Source organism: Paracoccus everestensis (assembly GCF_021491915.1).
Taxonomy (GTDB): domain Bacteria; phylum Pseudomonadota; class Alphaproteobacteria; order Rhodobacterales; family Rhodobacteraceae; genus Paracoccus; species Paracoccus everestensis.
The window spans coordinates 1-18085 of sequence record NZ_CP090836.1 but is presented as its reverse complement, the minus strand read 5'-3'; the positions used below and the strand labels follow the sequence as shown (position 1 = coordinate 18085).

At 66.1% G+C, this 18085-nt stretch carries 14 protein-coding genes; 7 read left to right on the top strand and 7 right to left on the bottom strand.

All coding sequences use genetic code 11. The features are described 5' to 3' along the window. Nucleotides 1-34: 34 nt before the first annotated feature. Entirely contained in the window at nt 35-1294 is a 1260-nt protein-coding gene (locus LZ585_RS00070) for a UbiH/UbiF/VisC/COQ6 family ubiquinone biosynthesis hydroxylase (protein WP_390625079.1), read from the bottom strand. Beyond that, nucleotides 1248-2153 carry an SDR family oxidoreductase gene (locus tag LZ585_RS00065; RefSeq protein ID WP_234854336.1) on the bottom strand — a complete coding sequence of 302 codons (906 nt, stop codon included), beginning with the start codon at nt 2151-2153 and terminating at the stop codon, nt 1248-1250. The genes LZ585_RS00070 and LZ585_RS00065 overlap by 47 nt, the downstream gene beginning before the upstream one ends. A gap of 92 nt (nt 2154-2245) precedes the next feature. Between LZ585_RS00065 and LZ585_RS00060 the strand changes: the two genes are divergently transcribed. From LZ585_RS00060 to pdeM, 7 genes are all read left to right on the top strand, one after another. Continuing rightward, nucleotides 2246-3724, top strand: coding sequence for an AMP nucleosidase (locus LZ585_RS00060; RefSeq protein WP_234854334.1), 1479 nt, complete (start codon nt 2246-2248; stop codon nt 3722-3724). Nucleotides 3725-3873: 149 nt separating this feature from the next. Beyond that, nucleotides 3874-4173, top strand: a complete 300-nt coding sequence (locus tag LZ585_RS00055) for an HU family DNA-binding protein (protein WP_089386943.1) — start codon at nt 3874-3876, stop codon at nt 4171-4173. Nucleotides 4174-4295: 122 nt separating this feature from the next. After that, nucleotides 4296-5201, top strand: coding sequence for a DMT family transporter (locus LZ585_RS00050; RefSeq protein ID WP_234854332.1), 906 nt, complete (start codon nt 4296-4298; stop codon nt 5199-5201). 64 nt (nt 5202-5265) lie between these two features. Continuing rightward, nucleotides 5266-6258 (top strand): ligase-associated DNA damage response exonuclease, encoded by a 993-nt coding sequence (locus tag LZ585_RS00045; protein WP_234854331.1) that lies wholly within the window; start codon nt 5266-5268, stop codon nt 6256-6258. Then, a complete protein-coding gene (locus LZ585_RS00040) occupies nt 6255-7805 on the top strand; it encodes a cisplatin damage response ATP-dependent DNA ligase (protein ID WP_234854330.1) in 1551 nt (516 codons plus the stop codon). The genes LZ585_RS00045 and LZ585_RS00040 overlap by 4 nt, the downstream gene beginning before the upstream one ends. After that, complete coding sequence (locus LZ585_RS00035; RefSeq protein WP_234854329.1) at nt 7802-10174, top strand: ligase-associated DNA damage response DEXH box helicase; 2373 nt, start codon at nt 7802-7804, stop codon at nt 10172-10174. Before LZ585_RS00040 ends, LZ585_RS00035 begins: the two co-directional genes overlap by 4 nt. Then, nucleotides 10171-10836 (top strand): ligase-associated DNA damage response endonuclease PdeM, encoded by a 666-nt coding sequence (gene pdeM / locus LZ585_RS00030; protein WP_234854328.1) that lies wholly within the window; start codon nt 10171-10173, stop codon nt 10834-10836. Before LZ585_RS00035 ends, pdeM begins: the two co-directional genes overlap by 4 nt. 48 nt (nt 10837-10884) lie before the next feature. Here pdeM and LZ585_RS00025 read toward each other — a convergent pair whose 3' ends face one another. From LZ585_RS00025 to dnaA, 5 genes are all read right to left on the bottom strand, one after another. Continuing rightward, nucleotides 10885-11622 (bottom strand): outer membrane protein, encoded by a 738-nt coding sequence (locus LZ585_RS00025; RefSeq protein WP_234854326.1) that lies wholly within the window; start codon nt 11620-11622, stop codon nt 10885-10887. A 156-nt stretch (nt 11623-11778) separates the two neighbouring features. Further along, on the bottom strand, nt 11779-14217 hold the full coding sequence (gene gyrB / locus LZ585_RS00020) for a DNA topoisomerase (ATP-hydrolyzing) subunit B (RefSeq protein ID WP_234854325.1): 2439 nt from the start codon (nt 14215-14217) through the stop codon (nt 11779-11781). A gap of 94 nt (nt 14218-14311) precedes the next feature. Continuing rightward, entirely contained in the window at nt 14312-15388 is a 1077-nt protein-coding gene (gene recF, locus LZ585_RS00015) for a DNA replication/repair protein RecF (RefSeq protein WP_234854323.1), read from the bottom strand. Then, nucleotides 15385-16503, bottom strand: coding sequence for a DNA polymerase III subunit beta (gene dnaN / locus LZ585_RS00010; RefSeq protein WP_234854322.1), 1119 nt, complete (start codon nt 16501-16503; stop codon nt 15385-15387). Before dnaN ends, recF begins: the two co-directional genes overlap by 4 nt. 99 nt (nt 16504-16602) lie before the next feature. Next, a complete protein-coding gene (dnaA, locus tag LZ585_RS00005; protein WP_234854320.1) occupies nt 16603-17985 on the bottom strand; it encodes a chromosomal replication initiator protein DnaA in 1383 nt (460 codons plus the stop codon). Between the last annotated feature and the right edge of the window lie 100 nt (nt 17986-18085).

Here is an 18085-nt window from a genome sequence, read left to right as displayed (position 1 = left end):
GGGGAGTCCCGCAGGGACGGGGGCGGCAGCCCCCCTACAAAGCCTGCCCCAGAAGCAGCCGCGGCATCGGATCGACCGACAGCCCTGCTGCCTGCCGCATGAAGCCGCGCCGCAGGGCGGGAATCGCGCTGACCAGTCCCATGCCGATGCCGCGCGCGGCGGACAGGACCGGATTGCTGCTGCCAAACAGCCGGTTCACCCCGTCCATGCCAAGCGCCAGGCTGGTGGCATCGAACCGCCGCCAGCCCTGGTATCGTTCCAGGACCAGATCCGACCCGATATCCTCGCCCCGGCGCGACGCATCGACCAGAACCTCCGCAAGCGCCGCCACGTCGCGCAGCCCCAGGTTCAGCCCCTGGCCCGCGATGGGATGCACGCCATGCGCCGCGTCGCCCACCAGGGCCACCCGGTCCGCGACATAGCGATCGGCCAGCGACAGGCTCAACGGATAGGTGAAGCGCGCACCTGCCAGGGAAATGTTGCCCAGGTAATCGCCAAAGCGCGGGCGCAGCACGTCCAGGAAGGCATCATCGGGCAGGGCGGCGATGGCGCGGGCGTTGTCATGGGTTTCCGACCAGACGACGCTGCTGCGGTTGCCGGGCAGGGGCAGGATCGCCAGCGGCCCGGTTTCCATGAAATACTGTTGCGCGATGCCGTGATGGGGGTGGTCATGCGCGATGGCCGCCACCAGGGCGGTCTGGCCGTAATCCCAGCCTTGCCGCCGAATCCCGGCGCGGGCGGCCACCCCGGATCCACGCCCATCCGCGCCCACCAGCAGCCGGGCGCGCAAGCTGCGGCCATCCGACAGCGTGGCCTGGATCCCGCCTGACGTGGTCTGCTGGTCCACGACCGAAAGCCCCGGCAGATTCTGCACCCGGTCCCGCATCGCCGCCAGCAGCGCGCGATACAGGAACCGGTCCTCCAGCATAAAGCCGACCGGGCCTTCCTCGATCTCGGCGCTGTCGAAATGCAGGAAAAAGGGCAAGGCCCCTTCGCCGGGGCGGCCTTGGGACGCTTTGACCTGGCCTATCGGCTGGCTGTCGCCTGTCAGCCCCGCCCACAACCCAAGCGCCTTCAGCAACCGCTGAGAGGACACGGCAAGCGCATAGGCCCGCCCGTCGAAGTTGTCGCCCGCCCGCGCATCGGCTGGACGGGAATCGACCACGATCACGCGCAGCCCCGCCTGGGCCAGGGCAAGCGCCAGGGTGGGGCCGTTCAGCCCGCCTCCGGCGATCAGGATATCGGCATCAAGTTCCATCGCCGCGATCATGCACGAGCGCGGGGCGAAGTCCATGCGGCGAAGCGTCGTTACCTGCCAGGATCGCGGCCAACCCGCTGCGGTAATCGGGATGACGCAGGACGATCCCCAGATCCTCCTTGATCCGCCGGTTTGATACCCGCTTGCTGTCGGCATAGAACGACCGCGCCATGGGCGTCATCTGGGCATCCTCGAACGCCACCTGGGGCGGGGGCGGCAGGCCCAGCAGTTCGGCGGCATGGGCCAGTACATCCTGCGGGGGCGCAGGGTCATCGTCGCAAAGGTTATAGGCGGTGCCGGGCGCGGGCCGGTCCAGCGATGCCAGCAGCACCTGGGCGATGTCTTCGGCATGGATGCGGGAAAAGACCTGGCCCGGCTTGATGATCCGCCGGGCGGTGCCATTGCGCACCTTTTCGAACGGCCCGCGCCCGGGACCATAGATCCCGGCCAGCCGGAAGATGTGCAGCGGCAGCCCCGCACGATCCGCCAGGGTCTGCCAGTCCCCCTCGGCCCGGATGCGGGCCTGGCCGCGAGGGCTGGTGGCGTCCAGGGGGCTGTCCTCGTCCACCCAACCGCCGTTCCGGTCGCCGTAAACCCCGGTCGTGGACAGATAGCCCAGCCAGCGGGGCTTGGCGCCCACCAGATCGTCGTGAAAGGCGGCCAGAACCGGATCGCCTTCCGGGCCGGGCGCGGCGGATACCAGGATCGCATCCGCCGTGGCGATCTCCTCGCGCAGGCGCGCATCCTCGCCGGGCCAGATCAGGGGCACCGCGCCCGCCTGGGCCACCCGGTCGGGATCGCCGCGCGTGGTGCCCAGAACCTGCCAGCGCCGTGCGCGCAAAAGTTGCGTCAGGAAGCCCGCGCAGTAGCCGTGACCGAAAACAAGCATCTTCATGACGACACCGTAACGGCACGCGTTCCCCGGCGCCAGACGCTTGCCTGCGCCCGGTCCCGCTGGCAGGGTCAGGGGAAAGAAGGATAACAAGAATGGACACGGATTCCCGTTACCTGCCGGTCGAAAGCCCCGAGGCGCCGGGCCGCCGGCAATTTACCGATGCCGGTGCCGCCGTCGCGCAATTGCAGGATCTTTATGCGCAATCGACGGGCTTTCTGCTGGACCGCTTCACCAAGGCATTGGAGGGCGACAAGCCCGCCGCCCGGTATCGCGCCTATTATCCCGAATTGCGCCTGACCGTGCCGACTCATCCTTCGGTCGATTCGCGCCTGTCCTTTGGCCATGTGGTCGCCCCCGGCAGCTATTCCGCGACAGTCACCCGGCCCGACCTGTTCGGCAATTACCTGCGCGAACAGATAGGCCTCCTGATCCGCAACCACGGCGTGCCCGTCACGGTGGGTGTCAGCGACACGCCTATGCCAGTCCATTTCGCCGTCGCCGCCCAAAGCGACCTGGCGGTGCCCCAGGAAGGGGTGCTGGATTTCAGCTTGCGCGACATTTTCGACGTGCCGGACCTGAACACCATGAACGACGACATCGTGAACGGCGTGGCAGGGCCGATGCCGGACGGGTCGCTGCATCTGGCGGCCTTCACGGCGCAGCGCATCGATTATTCCCTGGCGCGGCTGCAGCATTACACCGCGACGGCGGCCGAGCATTTCCAGAACTTCATCCTGTTCACCAACTATCAGTTCTATGTTGACGAATTCGAGGCCTATGCCCGCCGCGTCCTGTGCGACGCATCGCTTGGCTATGACAGCTTTGTCGCACCGGGAAACCAGGTGATCGACGACGCCGGCGCGCCCCTGGCGGCGCTGACAAAGATGCCGCAGATGCCCGCCTATCATCTCAAGCGCCCAAACGGGCAGGGAATCACGCTGGTCAATATCGGCGTCGGCCCGTCGAACGCCAAGACCGCGACCGACCATATCGCGGTCCTGCGTCCCCATGCCTGGCTGATGGTCGGCCATTGCGCGGGCCTGCGCAACAGCCAGCGGCTGGGCGATTTCGTCCTGGCCCATGCCTATCTGCGTGAAGACCACGTCCTGGACGCTGACCTGCCTGTCTGGATCCCGCTGCCGACCCTGTCCGAGGTGCAGGTGGCCTTGCAGGAAGCCGTGGCCGAGGTCACGCAACTGGAAGGATACGAGCTGAAGCGCATCATGCGCACCGGCACGGTCGCCACCATCGACAACCGCAACTGGGAACTGCGCGATACGCCGATCCACCGGCTGTCGCTGGCACGGGCGGTGGCGCTTGACATGGAAAGCGCCACGATCGCCGCGAACGGCTTCCGGTTCCGGGTGCCTTACGGCACGCTGCTCTGTGTCAGCGACAAGCCGCTGCATGGCGAATTGAAGCTGCCGGGGATGGCCACCGATTTCTATCGGACCCAGGTCGCCAATCACCTGCTGATCGGCATCCGGGCCATGGAAAAGCTGCGAGAGATGCCGCTCGAGCGGATCCATTCGCGCAAATTGCGGTCCTTCAACGAAACGGCGTTCCTTTGACCCTGCGTCAACCGGCCGGACGGTGCCCGCTTTTGCAAGAAGTGGCGAAAAACGCTTGATCTGTTGGGCAAAACCGTGTGTAGCAGGCGATATGCCGCAAACGGCGCTATTCGCAGGCCCCGCAGAACAGGGCAAGAGGAGACAGATCCATGGCAACGCCATCCGCGAAACCGATGACCAAGACCCAACTCGTCGCCACCCTGGCCGAGGAAATGGGTTCGGATAAGAAATCGGCCACGGCCGCCCTGGACGCGATCGCCGCCGTTGTGTCGCGTGAAGTCGCCGCCGGCGGTTCGGTCACGATCCCCGGCATCGGCAAGATCGCCTGCCGCGCCCGCCCGGAACGCCAGGTCCGCAACCCGCAGACCCAGGAAATGATGACCAAGCCCGCCGACAAGCAGGTCAAGGTGACGGTCGCCAAGTCGCTGAAGGACAGCGTCAACAGCTGATCCTTCCGCTTTGCCGGATGACGGGGCCGTGCCGATGGGCGCGGCCTTTTCCATTTTGGCCTTCCCGCTGCCCGGCCATGCTGCTAGCCGTTCCTGCATCATCTGCAAACGGGGCTTTCCGCATGGACATTCGCGCGATCGGGATGGGGGTGTTCTTTGCGGTGATGTGGGCCTCGGCCTTCACCTCGACCCGGATGATCGTGACCGAGGTGCCGCCCTTGTTCGCCCTGGCCCTGCGCTTTGCCCTGTCGGGGGCGGCGGCGTTCGTCATCGCCCTGATGATGGGCGAAACCTGGCGGGCGCTGACGCGGGTGCAATGGCGGGCGGTGGTGATCCTGGGCCTGTGCCAGAACGCGCTGTACCTGGGCCTGAACTGGACGGCCATGCAGTGGATCGAGGCGGGGCTGGCCTCGATCATCGCGGCCACCATGCCGCTGATCGTGGCGCTGCTGGGCTGGATGCTGATGGGGGAACGGTTGCGCCCCTTGGGGATCGCGGGGCTGGCCCTGGGCTTGATCGGGGTGGCGATCATCATGGGCGCGCGGCTGCAAGGCGGGGGCAGCGATCCGCTGGGCATCGCGATGTGCTTTGCCGCGGCCCTGGCCCTGGCGGTTGCCACGCTGACGGTGCGCGGGGCAAGCTCGGGCGGCAATGTGATGATGATCGTCAGCCTGCAAATGCTGGTCGGATCGGCGACCCTGTGGATCCTTGCCCCCCTGCTGGAGGATTGGCAGGTCGATCCCAATCCCCGGCTGGTCTGGGCCTTTCTTTACACCGTGATCGTGCCGGGGCTGGTCGCGACCTGGGTCTGGTTCAAGCTGGTGGGCCGGATCGGGGCGGTGCGGGCCGCGACATTTCATTTCCTGACGCCCTTTTTCGGGGTCGCCACCGGGGCGCTTTTGCTGGGCGAACAGCTTGCCGCAGGCGACGTGATCGGCGTGGGGGTGATCATGGCAGGCATCCTGGCCGTGCAACTGTCCAAGGCGCCGGCGGCGGCGGTGCCGGCCCGCCGCCCGCCCCCGGCCTGACGGCGGGAACGGGGGCCATCGGGGCGGCGTTGAAATCCATGAAATCCTTGCCATCTTGGATCCCATGCGCGCCGATCAGATCCTGCATCCCACGCCGGCCGGGCTTTACTGTCCCCCCGGCGATTTCTTCATCGACCCGATCCGCCCGGTGCCCCGCGCGCTGATCACCCACGGCCATGGCGATCACGCCCGGTCCGGCCACGGCGCGGTCATGGCCACGCGCCAGACGCTGGAGATCATGGCGATCCGCTATGGGGCCGATTTCGCGGGCCAGCGGCAGGCGGCGGATGGTCCGATCCGCGTTGGCGATACCACCGTCAGCTTTCATCCGGCGGGCCACATCCTGGGATCGGCACAGATCGCCGTGCAGCCCGACCGGGGTCCGAAGATCGTGGTGTCGGGCGACTACTGCCGCCATCCGAACCCGGTCAGCGCGGCGTATGAACCCGTCCCCTGCGACATCTTCGTGACCGAGGCGACCTTTGGCCTGCCGGTCTTCAAGCACCCGGACCCGGCGGGCGAAATGACCCGCCTGACCGCCAGCATGGCCGAGTTTCCCGAACGCCATCACCTGATCGGCGCCTATGCCCTGGGCAAGGCGCAGCGGCTGATCATGCTGGCCCGCGCCGCAGGCATCGACGGCCCCATCGCCATCCATGGCGCGCTGCAACGGTTGTGCGATTACCATGTGGAACAGGGGATCGACCTTGGCCCGCTGGTGCCCGCGACCGCGAAACAGGTCGATGCGCAACTGGTGATCGCGCCGCCCTCTGCCTTTGCATCCGCCTGGGTGCAGCGGTTCCGCGATCCCGTGATCGGCTTTGCATCCGGCTGGATGGCGGTGCGGGCACGGGCGCGGCAGCGCGGGGTGGAACTGCCGCTGGTCATCAGCGACCATGTGGACTGGCCGCAGGTCACGCAGACCATCGCGGAACTTGGTCCCCAGGAAGTCTGGATCACCCACGGGACCGAGGACGGGCTGATGCGGTGGTGCGAACTCCAGGGCATCCCCGCCCGTCCGTTGCGGCTGGTCGGATACGAGGACGAGCCGGAATGAGGGCATTCGCGACCCTTCTGGAACGCCTGGCCTTTACGCCCGCGCGCAATGCCAAGCTGCGGATCCTGCGCCATTACCTGGAGGCCACGCCCGACCCGGATCGCGGCTTTGCCCTGGCCGCGCTGACGGGCGACCTGAAGCTGCGCACCGTGACGCCGGGCCTTTTGCGCGGGCTGATGGTGGAACGGGTGGACGAACAGTTGTTCGCGCTGTCCTATGATTTCGTGGGTGATCTGGCCGAGACCATTGCGCTGTTGTGGGAAACCGACCGGGACGAGGATGTGCCCCTGCATCAGGCCGTGGCCTTGTTATCTGAAACAGGCAAGGCAGCCCTGCCCACGGCCATCGCCGGGATGCTGGACCGGCTGGGTCCGTCGCAGCGGCTGGCCTTTTTGAAGCTTGCCACCGGCAATATGCGCATCGGCCTGTCCGCCCGCATGGCCCGCATGGCACTGGCCGACATGGGAGAGCCGGATGTGGCCCAGATCGAGGAGATCTGGCACGGGCTGAAGCCCCCCTATCGACCCTTGTTCGACTGGATCGCGGGTGGACTGCGGCCTGAAAATGCCGCCCGCGCCCCGTTCCGCCCGGTGATGCTGTCCACGCCCGTCGATCTGGACCAGTTGGCCGCCTTCCCTCCCGCCGATTACATCGCGGAATGGAAATGGGACGGCATCCGTGTGCAGGCGATCAACGACGGCGGCGTGCGCAGGCTTTACAGCCGCACGGGCGAGGATATCAGCAACAGCTTTCCCGACCTGATCGAGGCTCTGAACTTCGACGGCGCGGTGGATGGCGAACTGCTGGTGCGGCGGGGCGATGACGTGGCGGTCTTTGGCGACCTGCAGAAACGCCTTGGCCGCAAGCAGGTGGGGCGGGGGATGCTGGACAGCCATCCGGCGGGCCTGCGCGTCTATGACCTGATGATCTGGCAGGGCCGCGACCTGCGGGAATTTCCGCTGATGGATCGTCGCGCCGTTCTGGAGGGCGCGGATTTCGGCAGCGATCGAATCGATGTCTCGCCCTTGCTGGATTTTGCCACCTGGGACGACCTGGCCGCCCTGCGCGCCGATCCCCCGGCCCAGGTGATCGAGGGCGTGATGATCAAGCGCCGCGACAGTCCTTACGTCGGCGGGCGCCCGCGCGGGCCGTGGTTCAAGTGGAAGCGCGATCCCCATGTGGTCGATGCCGTTCTGCTTTACGCGCAGCGCGGCCATGGCAAGCGGTCGGGGTTTTACAGCGACTTTACCTTTGGCCTGTGGGACGCGGATCAGCTTGTCCCGGTCGGCAAGGCCTATTTCGGCTTCACGGACGAGGAACTGCGCGAACTGGACCGCTTTGTCCGCAACAACACCATCGAACGCTTCGGCCCGGTCCGGTCGGTCGCGCCGAAACTGGTATTGGAGGTCGCGTTCGAAGGCCTGAACGCCTCGGGGCGCCACAAGGCCGGCGTCGCCATGCGCTTTCCCCGCATCAGCCGCATCCGCTGGGACAAGCCCGTGGCCGAGGCTGACCGCCTGTCCACGCTGAAGGCCATGATCCCGTGACCCTGCCGCCCGCGTTCCAGGACTGGTTCGCCCGGCAGGGCTGGCAGCCCCATCCCCACCAGTTGGACCTGCTGGCAACAAAGGGCGACACGCTGCTGATCGCGCCCACGGGGGGCGGCAAGACGCTGGCGGGCTTCTTGCCGTCGCTGATCGATCTGAAGGACGGGCACAAGGGGCTGCATACCCTTTATGTCTCTCCGCTCAAGGCGCTGACGGCGGATATCGCCCGAAACCTGGCCCGCCCCGTGGCGGACCTGAACCTGCCCATCCGGGTCGAGGACCGGACGGGGGACACGCGATCCTCGCAGCGGGCGCGCCAGCGGGTCGATCCGCCGCAGATCCTGCTGACCACGCCGGAATCGCTGGCCTTGATGCTGTCCTATGAACAGGCACCGCAGATCTTTGGCAACCTGCGGCGCGTGGTGTTGGACGAACTGCACGCATTGGCGGAAAACAAGCGCGGCGACCAGTTGATGCTGTGCCTTGCGCGGCTGCGCACGCTTTCCCCGGGCCTGGTCGCAACCGGCCTGTCCGCCACGGTCGAGGAACCGCAGGCATTGGCCCGCTTCATGGGCGGCGCCACGGTCATCAATGCCGATCCCGGCCCGGAACCCGACATCGCCATGTTGGCCACCGCCCGTCCTGCGCCCTGGTCGGGCGGCGGCGGCCATTACGCCGTCCCCGAGGTTCTGGCCGAGATCCGGCAGGCCCGCACGACCATCATCTTCATCAACACCCGCGCCCAGGCCGAGCTGTTCTTCCAGGCCATCTGGGCCGCCAACGACGACAACCTGCCCATCGGGTTGCATCACGGCAGCCTGTCGCGCGAAGCCCGCCAGCGGGTCGAGGCCGCGATGGCGGCGGGCGAGTTGCGCGCCGTGGTGGCGACGGGCAGCCTGGATCTGGGCATCGACTGGGGCGCGGTCGATCTGGTGATCCAGGTCGGCGCGCCCAAGAACGTCAAGCGGCTGGTCCAGCGGATCGGGCGCGCCAACCACCGCTATAACGCGCCCAGCCGTGCCCGCATCGTGCCCGCCAACCGCTTCGAGGTGGTCGAATGCATCGCCGCCTTGGAAGCCGTGCATGAACACGACCTGGACGGCGATCCGCGCGGCCCCGGCCCGCTGGACGTGCTGTGCCAGCATATCCTGTTGACGGCCTGCGCCGGTCCCTTCGATGCCGACGCCCTGTTCCGCGAGGCGCGGACCGCCGGACCCTATCGCGGGCTGAGCCGCGCACAGTTCGACGATTGCCTGGATTTCGCCGCGACCGGCGGATACGCCCTGCGCGCTTATGACCGCTGGCAGCGGCTGATGCTGCGCGACGGGTTGTGGCGCCTGCGCGACCCTCGGGCCGCCCGCGATCTGCGCATGAACGTGGGCACCATCGTCGAGGCCGAGATGCTGAAGGTCCGCTTTCGCCGGGGCGGCGGCCTGCTGGGAGAGGTCGAGGAAGGCTTTGCCGCCACCCTTGTGCCCGGCGACACCTTCCTGATCGGCGGGCAGACCGTCCGTTACGACGCCCTGCGCGAGATGGTGGTCGAGGTGACGAAGCAGCCCACCAAGCAGCCGCGGATTGCGCTTTACTCCGGGATGAAGCTTGCGACCTCGACGCAACTGTCGCACCGGGTGCAGGCGCTGATCGGGGATTCCACGCGCCACTGGGTGCTGCCCCCGGACACTGCCGACTGGCTGGCCATGCAGGCCCGGATCAGCACCCTGCCGCAGCCCGGCGTGTTGCTGAGCGAGAGTTTCCCCTTTCAGGGCAAATGGCATTTCGCGCTCTATGGGTTCGCAGGGCGCAATGCGCTGCAAACCCTGGGCCTGTTGATGACCCGCATGATGGAGGAAGCGGGACTTGGACCCTTGGGCTTTATCGCAACCGACTATGCGCTGCTGATCTGGTCGCTGGATCCCGTCACTGATCCCGCGCCGCTGCTGGACCGCGAAGGCTTGCGCGCGGGCCTGGGCGACTGGTTGGCGGGCAATGCGGTGATGAAGCGGACGTTCAAGAATGTCGCGGTCATTTCCGGCCTGATCCAGCGGAATATGCCGGGGGCGCGCAAGACCGGCAAGCAGGCGACCTTTTCCAGCGATATTCTTTACGATACCTTGCGCCGTTACGACCCCGACCATCTGCTGCTGCGGATCACCGCGGACGAGGCGCGGCGGGGCCTTGTCGATTTCGACCGGATCGAGGATATGCTGAACCATTCACCCCAAAGCGACCATCGCATGACAGGCCGCGTGACCCCCCTGGCCGCACCCTTGCTGCTGGAATACGGCCGGGTGCCCATCACCGGCCAGGCCCGCGAACGCCTGGCCGAAGCCGAGGCCGCCGCCCTGATGGCCGAAGCAGGCCTGGCATGACCTATGCCTTCGACTTTGCGGGCCACGCGCTTGAGGCGCGGCCGTCGGGCGCGCTGTTCTGGCCGGAACGCCGTTGGCTGATCGTGGCCGACCTGCACCTGGGCAAGTCCGAACGCATGGCCCGGCGCGGCGGATCGCTGTTGCCGCCTTACGAGGTTCTGGCGACGCTGGATCGGCTGGAAGCCGAGATCACCGCCACCGATCCCGCTGCCGTCATCAGCCTGGGCGACGGCTTCGACGACGATGCGGCGGCCTTGGCTCTGCCCGATATGCTGTGCGACCGGCTGCGCGACATGGCCTGGGGGAGGCAGTGGATCTGGGTCAGCGGCAACCACGATCCTTCCCCGGTTTGCCCGCGCCTGCCGGGCAAGACGGTGGACGCGCTGACCGAGGGGCTGGTCTTGCGCCACCAGGCGGGGCAGGGGCCGGATGTGTCGGGTCATTTCCATCCCTGCGTCAGGCTGGCAGGGGATCGTCGGCGCTGTTTCCTGGTCGGGCGCGATCACCTGATCCTGCCCGCCTTCGGCGCCTATACCGGCGGGCTTGCCATCGACAGCCCGGTGCTGTCGGTGCTTGTCCCGCAGGGCCTGGCCATTGCGTGCGGCGCGCGCGCCCTGCCCCTGCCGGTGGGCGCTTCTCGGCGGCCCGGACGGCGGGCATGAAAAAGGCCGGGCACGCAAGCGGCCCGGCCCCGGTACGGCTGGATCGGCTTAGAAGCTGAAGTTCACGCCGACCTTGATGTTGTGATGTTCGGGCGTGGAACGGGTCAGGACTGCATCGCCATCGCCCAGGTCATAGGTCACTTCGGACTTGCCGAAATTGCGGTACTGCCATTCCGCAAAAACCGAAAGGTTGTCGCGCATCTTCCGTTCAACGCCAAGGCCCAGCGAATAGCCGGTATCGGAATAGCTTTCGGTCATGTCCGCCAGCTTATAGTCGAAATCGCCATGGGTGACGCCGGCGGTGCCATAGACCAGGGTCTGCGGATCCACCGTATAGCCCGTCTTGAACTGCAGACCGGCGATGTAATTGACCGAGGATTCAACCTCGACGTCCGTGGCGTCCGCCACGCTAATCCGGTCCGTGGCGTCGATGCTGCCGCCCTCGACCCAAAGCTCGGGGCCAAAGACCCAGTTCCCACGCTGCCAGCGATAGCCTGCGTGAAGCCCTGCGTTCAGGCCTTTAAGATCGACGCTGCCCAGGTCATTCGCCCGCTCGACAAGGGTTCCCCCTTCGATCAGGTCCAGCCCGATCTCGTCGTCACCGCCGAAGGCATAGCCGATCGAGCCACCCGCATATCGGCCGGACCAGATGCCGGCAGGGGCTTCGATCACCGGCGTGACTACCACAGGGTCGGCGACCGGGGCGACATATCCCCCTGCAAGGGCGCCGGATGCACCGGGGACAAGGCCAAAGGCGCATATCGCCAGAAACGAGGAATGACGCATCTAGAGCTCCTTTACATAGGATAATTCAACCGAAGCGCGGATCTTCCTGTTCGCATTGGAGATAAGCGCCATTTGTCTGCGCACCGATGATACATCTCATGCGTGTAAACGGAAACCCTGCGCCTGACACTTGGGCGCGGCATTTCCGCCACAGCATCAGGTATCCAGGTTCTCGACGTTCAGCGCGTTCTGCTGGATGAATTCGCGGCGGGGTTCCACCACGTCGCCCATCAGCTTGGTGAACAGATCCTCGGCCTCCGCCACGTCCTCGACGCGCACCTGCAACATGGTGCGCGCAACGGGGTCCAGCGTCGTTTCCCACAACTGTTCCGGGTTCATCTCGCCCAGACCCTTGTAGCGTTGCAGCGACAGGCCCTTTTCGCCTTCCAGGAAGATCGCCTGCAACAGCCCCAGCGGCCCGAAGATCGGCTGGTCGCGGTCCTTTCGCACCAGCCGCGCGGGCCGGGCATAGACATCCTGCAAGGCTTGCGTCATCTCGCCCAAACGGCGGCTTTCGGCGCTGCGCAGCATCTGCCCGTCCAGGGTCCGGTTTTCCTCGACCCCGCGCAGGGTGCGGGTCAGGCGAATGCCTGCGTCCTGGGTCGGGCGACCGGTCCAGCCGCGTTCATATTCCTCGGCAATCATGTCGAGGCGCGCGGCAATGGCATCTGCCACGCTTTGGGCATCTCCGTCGATCCGGCCCGCCATCAGCGCCCCGGCAATGGCCGCCTGTTCGGTGACATGGGGCGGGTAATGGGTCGGATAGGCACGCAGCACGCGCCGCGCGGTCCGCGCCTCGTCCACGACACGCGCCAGATCCGCGCCCATGATTTCCTCGCCCGAGCCGAGGCGCAGCGCCGCGCCCTCGACCCCTTGCTGGATCAGGTAGTCTTCCAGGGCCGCTTCGTCCTTCAGGTAAACCTCGGACCGGCCGCGCGACACTTTATAAAGCGGCGGCTGCGCGATATACAGGTGGCCCGCGTCGATCAGGTCGGGCATCTGGCGGAAGAAGAAGGTCAGCAGCAGCGTGCGGATATGCGCGCCGTCCACGTCGGCGTCGGTCATGATGACGATCTTGTGGTAACGCAGCTTGTTCAGGTTGAATTCGTCGCGACCGATGCCGGTACCAAGCGCGGTAATCAGCGTGCCGATCATTTCGGACGACAGCATCCGGTCAAAGCGCGCCCGTTCCACGTTCAGGATCTTGCCGCGCAGCGGCAGCACCGCCTGGTTCTGGCGCGACCGACCCTGTTTTGCGGACCCGCCCGCGGAATCCCCCTCGACGATGAACAGTTCCGACAGCGCGGGATCCTTTTCCTGGCAGTCGGCCAGCTTGCCGGGCAGCGAGGCCACATCCATCGCCGTCTTGCGGCGCGTCAGTTCGCGGGCCTTGCGCGCGGCTTCGCGGGCAAGGGCTGCCTCGACGATCTTGCCGGTGATGGCCTTGGCCTCGGAGGGGTTTTCCTCGAACCATTCGGCCAGCTTTTCGCCGACCAGGTTTTCCACCGCCGGACGAACTTCGCTGCTGACCAGCTTGTCCTTGGTCTGGCTAGAGAATTTGGGATCGGGCACCTTGACCGACAGCACGCAGGTCAGCCCCTCACGCGCGTCATCGCCCGTGAAATCGACCTTTTCACGCTTGGCGATGCCGCTGTCCTGGGCATATTTCGTGATCACGCGGGTCAGCGCGCCCCGAAAGCCCGCCAGATGCGTGCCGCCGTCGCGTTGCGGGATGTTGTTGGTAAAGGGCAGCACCGTTTCGTGATAGCTGTCGTTCCACCACATCGCGACCTCGACCCCGATGCCGTTCCGTTCGCCAGTCATGAAGATCGGTTCCGGCATGACAGCGGCCTTAGAGCGGTCCAGATATTTCACGAATTCCCGCACGCCGCCTTCATAGAACAGCTCGGTCCGCTGCACCTCGGCATGACGCTCGTCTTCCAGGATGATGCGGACGCCGCTGTTCAGGAAGGCCAGTTCCCGCAATCGGTTTTCCAGCGTCTTGTAGACGTAATCGAGATTGCTGAACGTGCCCTCGGAACCATCAGACTTGACCGAGGCGAGAAAGCGCACCTCGGTTCCCTTTTCGCCGGGTTCCGCATCGCCCACGACGCGCAGGTGTTCCACGGTGTCCCCGCGTTCGAAACGGGCGTAATGTTCGCGGCCATTGCGCCACACGCGCAGTTCCAGCCAGTCCGACAGGGCGTTCACGACCGACACGCCGACGCCGTGCAAGCCACCCGAAACCTTGTAGCTGTTCTGGTCGAACTTTCCGCCCGCATGAAGCTGGGTCATGATGACCTCGGCCGCGCTGACGCCTTCGCCCGCGTGGATGTCGGTGGGAATGCCCCGGCCGTTGTCGCGGACGCTGACGCTGCTGTCGGCGTGGATTTTCACCTTTACATAATCGGCGTGACCGGCCAAAGCCTCGTCAATGCCGTTGTCCACGACCTCGTAGACCATGTGATGAAGGCCGGACCCGTCGTCGGTATCGCCGATATACATGCCGGGCCGCTTCCTCACGGCTTCCAAGCCCTTGAGAACCTTGATGGAATCAGCGCCGTATTCGGCGGTCTGCGCGGCGGGTGCGGTCATAGGTGATGGTGTCCTGTTCCTGTGCTGTCGATATAAGGGTTCCGACAGTGAAAGTCACGGGAAAGACGGGATTTTTCTGCGTTTCCGGCGGGGTTCAGCCGGTCGTTTCGCTGGCCTGCGACAGGCCGGCCATTTTCGTCACGGACAGGCGCCGGGCGCGGGCGCCAAGGCTGTCGAAAAGCTCGGCTCCGGTGCCGGTCAGCAGGCTTTGCGCGGGCAGGCCGCAGATGCGGTCATACAGGGCCGCGCGGCGGTCGGCGTCCAGATGGGCCGCGACCTCGTCCAGCAGCAGGACCACCGGCTGGTCCGGCAAGGCGCGGGCATTGGCCAGGATCAGCGACAACAGCAAGGCCTTCTGCTCTCCGGTCGAGGACAGGGCGGCGGGCATATCCTGCGGCCCCCAGGTTGCCCCGAGATCGGCCCGGTGCGGGCCGGTCAGCGTGCGTCCTGCCGCCAGATCGCGCGGACGCATGGCGGCCAAGCGGGCGGCGATGCTGTCCGGGTCGGGATCGTCCGCCACCCCTTCGCCGGGCAGCAGGGCCAGGGTGGCTGCGGGGAAATCGCCCCCATCCTGCGCGGCGGTGATGGCCGACAGCGCGGCCTGACGGTTGCGGGTCAGCGCGCCGCCCGCATCCCCCATTTGCGCCTCTAGCGCGCGATACCAGCCGGGGTCGTTGATCTGGTCCTTCAACAGCCGGTTGCGTTCCCGCATCGCCTTGTCATAGGTCAGCGCCAGATCCGCATGATCGGGATAAAGGCTGAGGGTCACCCGGTCCAGGAATCGCCGCCGTGCCTCGGGCGGGTCGGACCACAGGCGGTCCATCGCAGGCACCAGCCAGATGATCCGCAGCAGGCGCCCAAGCGCGGTCTGGGCCACGATCTTGTCGTCGATGGCGACGCTGCGGGGCTGGCCCGGCGGGGCCAGGGTTTCCACCGGATGATCGCCGATCCTTGCCGTGATCCGCCAGCCCGCATCCTTGCCCTGGCGGGCCTGGTCGGGTGCAGGTGCTGACCGCAGCCCCCGGCCCGGGGCCAGCATGGATACCGCTTCCAGGATATTGGTCTTGCCGGACCCGTTCGGACCGAAGATCGCCAAGGGTCTTTGGTCCAGATCCAGCTCTAGCCGCGACCAGGACCGGAATTGCGCCAGCGAGATGTGGCCTAGCGTCACACCCGCATCGGCATGACGACATAAACCGCGCTCTGGTCGCCGCCTTCGCGGATCAATGCGGCATCGCCCGAACCGTTGAACATGAAGACCGCGTTGTCGCGATCCACTTGGGATGCGATTTCCTGCAAATACTTGGCATTGAAACCGATTTCCAGCGGCTCGTCGGCATAGGCGACGATCAGCTCCTCCTCGGCCGCGCCCGCGTCGGGGGCGTTCACCGACAGGATCAGCCGGTCCTGGTCCAAGGCCAGCTTGACCGCGCGGGACCGTTCGCTGCTGACGGTGGCGACCCGGTCCACGGCACGGGCGAAATCGGCGGCGTCAACCTCGAGCTTGCGGGCATTGTTCTGGGGGATCACGCGCGAATAATCCGGGAAGGTCCCGTCGATCACCTTGGATGTCAGCGTCAGCGTGGGCGTGGCGAACCGCACCTTGGTCTCGCTGACCGACACCGCGATGTCGACGTCGCCGTCGTCCAGCAGCTTGCGCAGTTCGGCAACCGTCTTGCGCGGCACGATCACGCCCGGCATCTCGTCCGCGCCAACCGGCAGGGGTGCGTCGATCCGCGCCAGCCGATGTCCGTCGGTCGCCACGCAGCGCAGCATCGGCTGACCATCGACCTGCGCCACGTGCATATAGACGCCGTTCAGATAGTAACGCGTTTCCTCGGTCGAGATGGCAAATTTCGCCTTGTCGAACAGGCGGCGCAGCATATCGGCCTTGGCCTTGAAATTGGCGCTGTATTCGGACGAGGCCATGACCGGGAAGTCCTCGCGCGGCAGCGTGGCCAGGCTGAAGGAGGATCGCCCCGCCTGAACCGCCAGCCGCCCTGTCGCATCGTCGCTGCTGATCTGCACCAAGGCGCCGTCGGGCAATTTCCGCGCGATCTCGTTCAGCATGACCGCGCTGACGGTGGTGGCGCCGGGGCGTTCGACCTGCGCCGGGGCCTGGTCCACGACCTCGGTATCCAGGTCGGTGGCGCGGAAACTGACGCCGTCGGGCGCGGCCTCGATCAGGACGTTGGCCAGGATCGGGATGGTGTTGCGACGTTCCACAACCGATTGGGCCTGAGAGACGGCCTTGACCAGAACGGCGCGCTCGATCGAGAATTTCATCACGTTTCCCTGTGAATATGGCCAACCCGGCCCGTCTGCGGACCTGATTTGTAACCAGCCATGAGGGCGGTCACAAGGGTTTCGTGAGGCTTTCGGGGATCAGGCTTCCAGCAGGCGTTTCAGCAGCGCCACGTCCTCGGCCAGAGCATGATCCTCTACGGCCAGTTCCTCGACCTTGCGGATGCCGTGCATGATCGTGGTGTGGTCGCGCCCGCCGAAGCGGCGTCCGATTTCCGGCAGGGACCGGCTGGTCAGCTGCTTGGACAGATACATGGCGATCTGGCGCGGACGGGCGACGTTGCGGGCGCGTTTCGGACCGATCATGTCGGCCAGGCGGATGTTGTAATGTTCGGCCACCTTGCGCTGGATGTCGTCGATCGAGATCTTGCGGTCGTTGGTGCGCAAGATGTCGGCCAGGCATTCCTGGGCCACTTCCAGCGTGATTTCGCGACGCAGCAGGCTGGCATGGGCAAACAGGCGCTGCAACGCGCCTTCCAGCACGCGGACGTTGGTGGTGATCCGATGCGCCAAGAATTCCAGAACGCCGGTGCCGATTTCCAGATCCGGCTGCTGGGCGCGGAAGCCCTCGGTCTTGGATTGCAGGATGCCCAGGCGCAATTCATAGGTTGTGGGATGCAGGTCCACGATCAGCCCGCAGGACAAGCGCGACTTGATGCGTTCCTCAAGCCCCTTGATCTCGGCCGGGGCGCGGTCGGCGGAAATGACGATCTGCTTGCCCTGGTCGACCAGGGCGTTGAAGGTGTGGAAGAATTCTTCCTGGGTGCTGTCCTTGCCGGCGATGAACTGCACGTCGTCCACCATCAGCATGTTCACGTTGCGGAACATGCTCTTGAAATCCATGATGGAACTTTCGCGCAAGGCCTGCACGAAGCGGTACATGAACTGTTCCGCCGACAGATACAGCACCTGCGCGGCCGGATGATTGATCTGATAGTCATGGGCGATTGCGTGCATCAGGTGCGTCTTGCCCAAGCCCACGCCGCCATACAGGAACAGCGGGTTGAAGCCCACCGGCCCGCCCTCGGCCACGCGGCGCGCGGCGGCATGGGCCAGTTCGTTGGGTTTGCCGACGACGAAATTGCCGAATGTGTATCGCGGATCCAGCGGCGCGCCCAGATCGGCGCGCGCCACGCGGACGGATGCGGGGGCTGCAGCGGATGCGACGGGGCGGGCGGGCTTGGCCGGGGCGGCGGCAGCAGGACGGGCGCGGCCGGGGGCCTGCTGGGGCACGACCTCGAAGCGCAGGCGTTCCACGGGGGCGCCATGGCGGCTGAGCTCGCCCAGGATATCCTTGGCGAAGTGGCGGTTCACCCAGTCCGAGATGAAGCGCGTCGGACTGGCGAAATGGGCAATGCCCGCATCCACGCCGGTCAGGCGCAGGGGCTTGATCCAATGATTGAAATTGTTCGGTCCCACGCTTGTTTCAAGCGCGGCGCATGCCTGGCCCCAGATCTCGTCCATGGTCTTGCCCTATCTATCCTGTCCCCAGCCTTCACCGGACCTTCCGGCGAAACAGGATCCGCGACGCGCATCGGGAAGGCGGAACTGCGGCAATACCCCA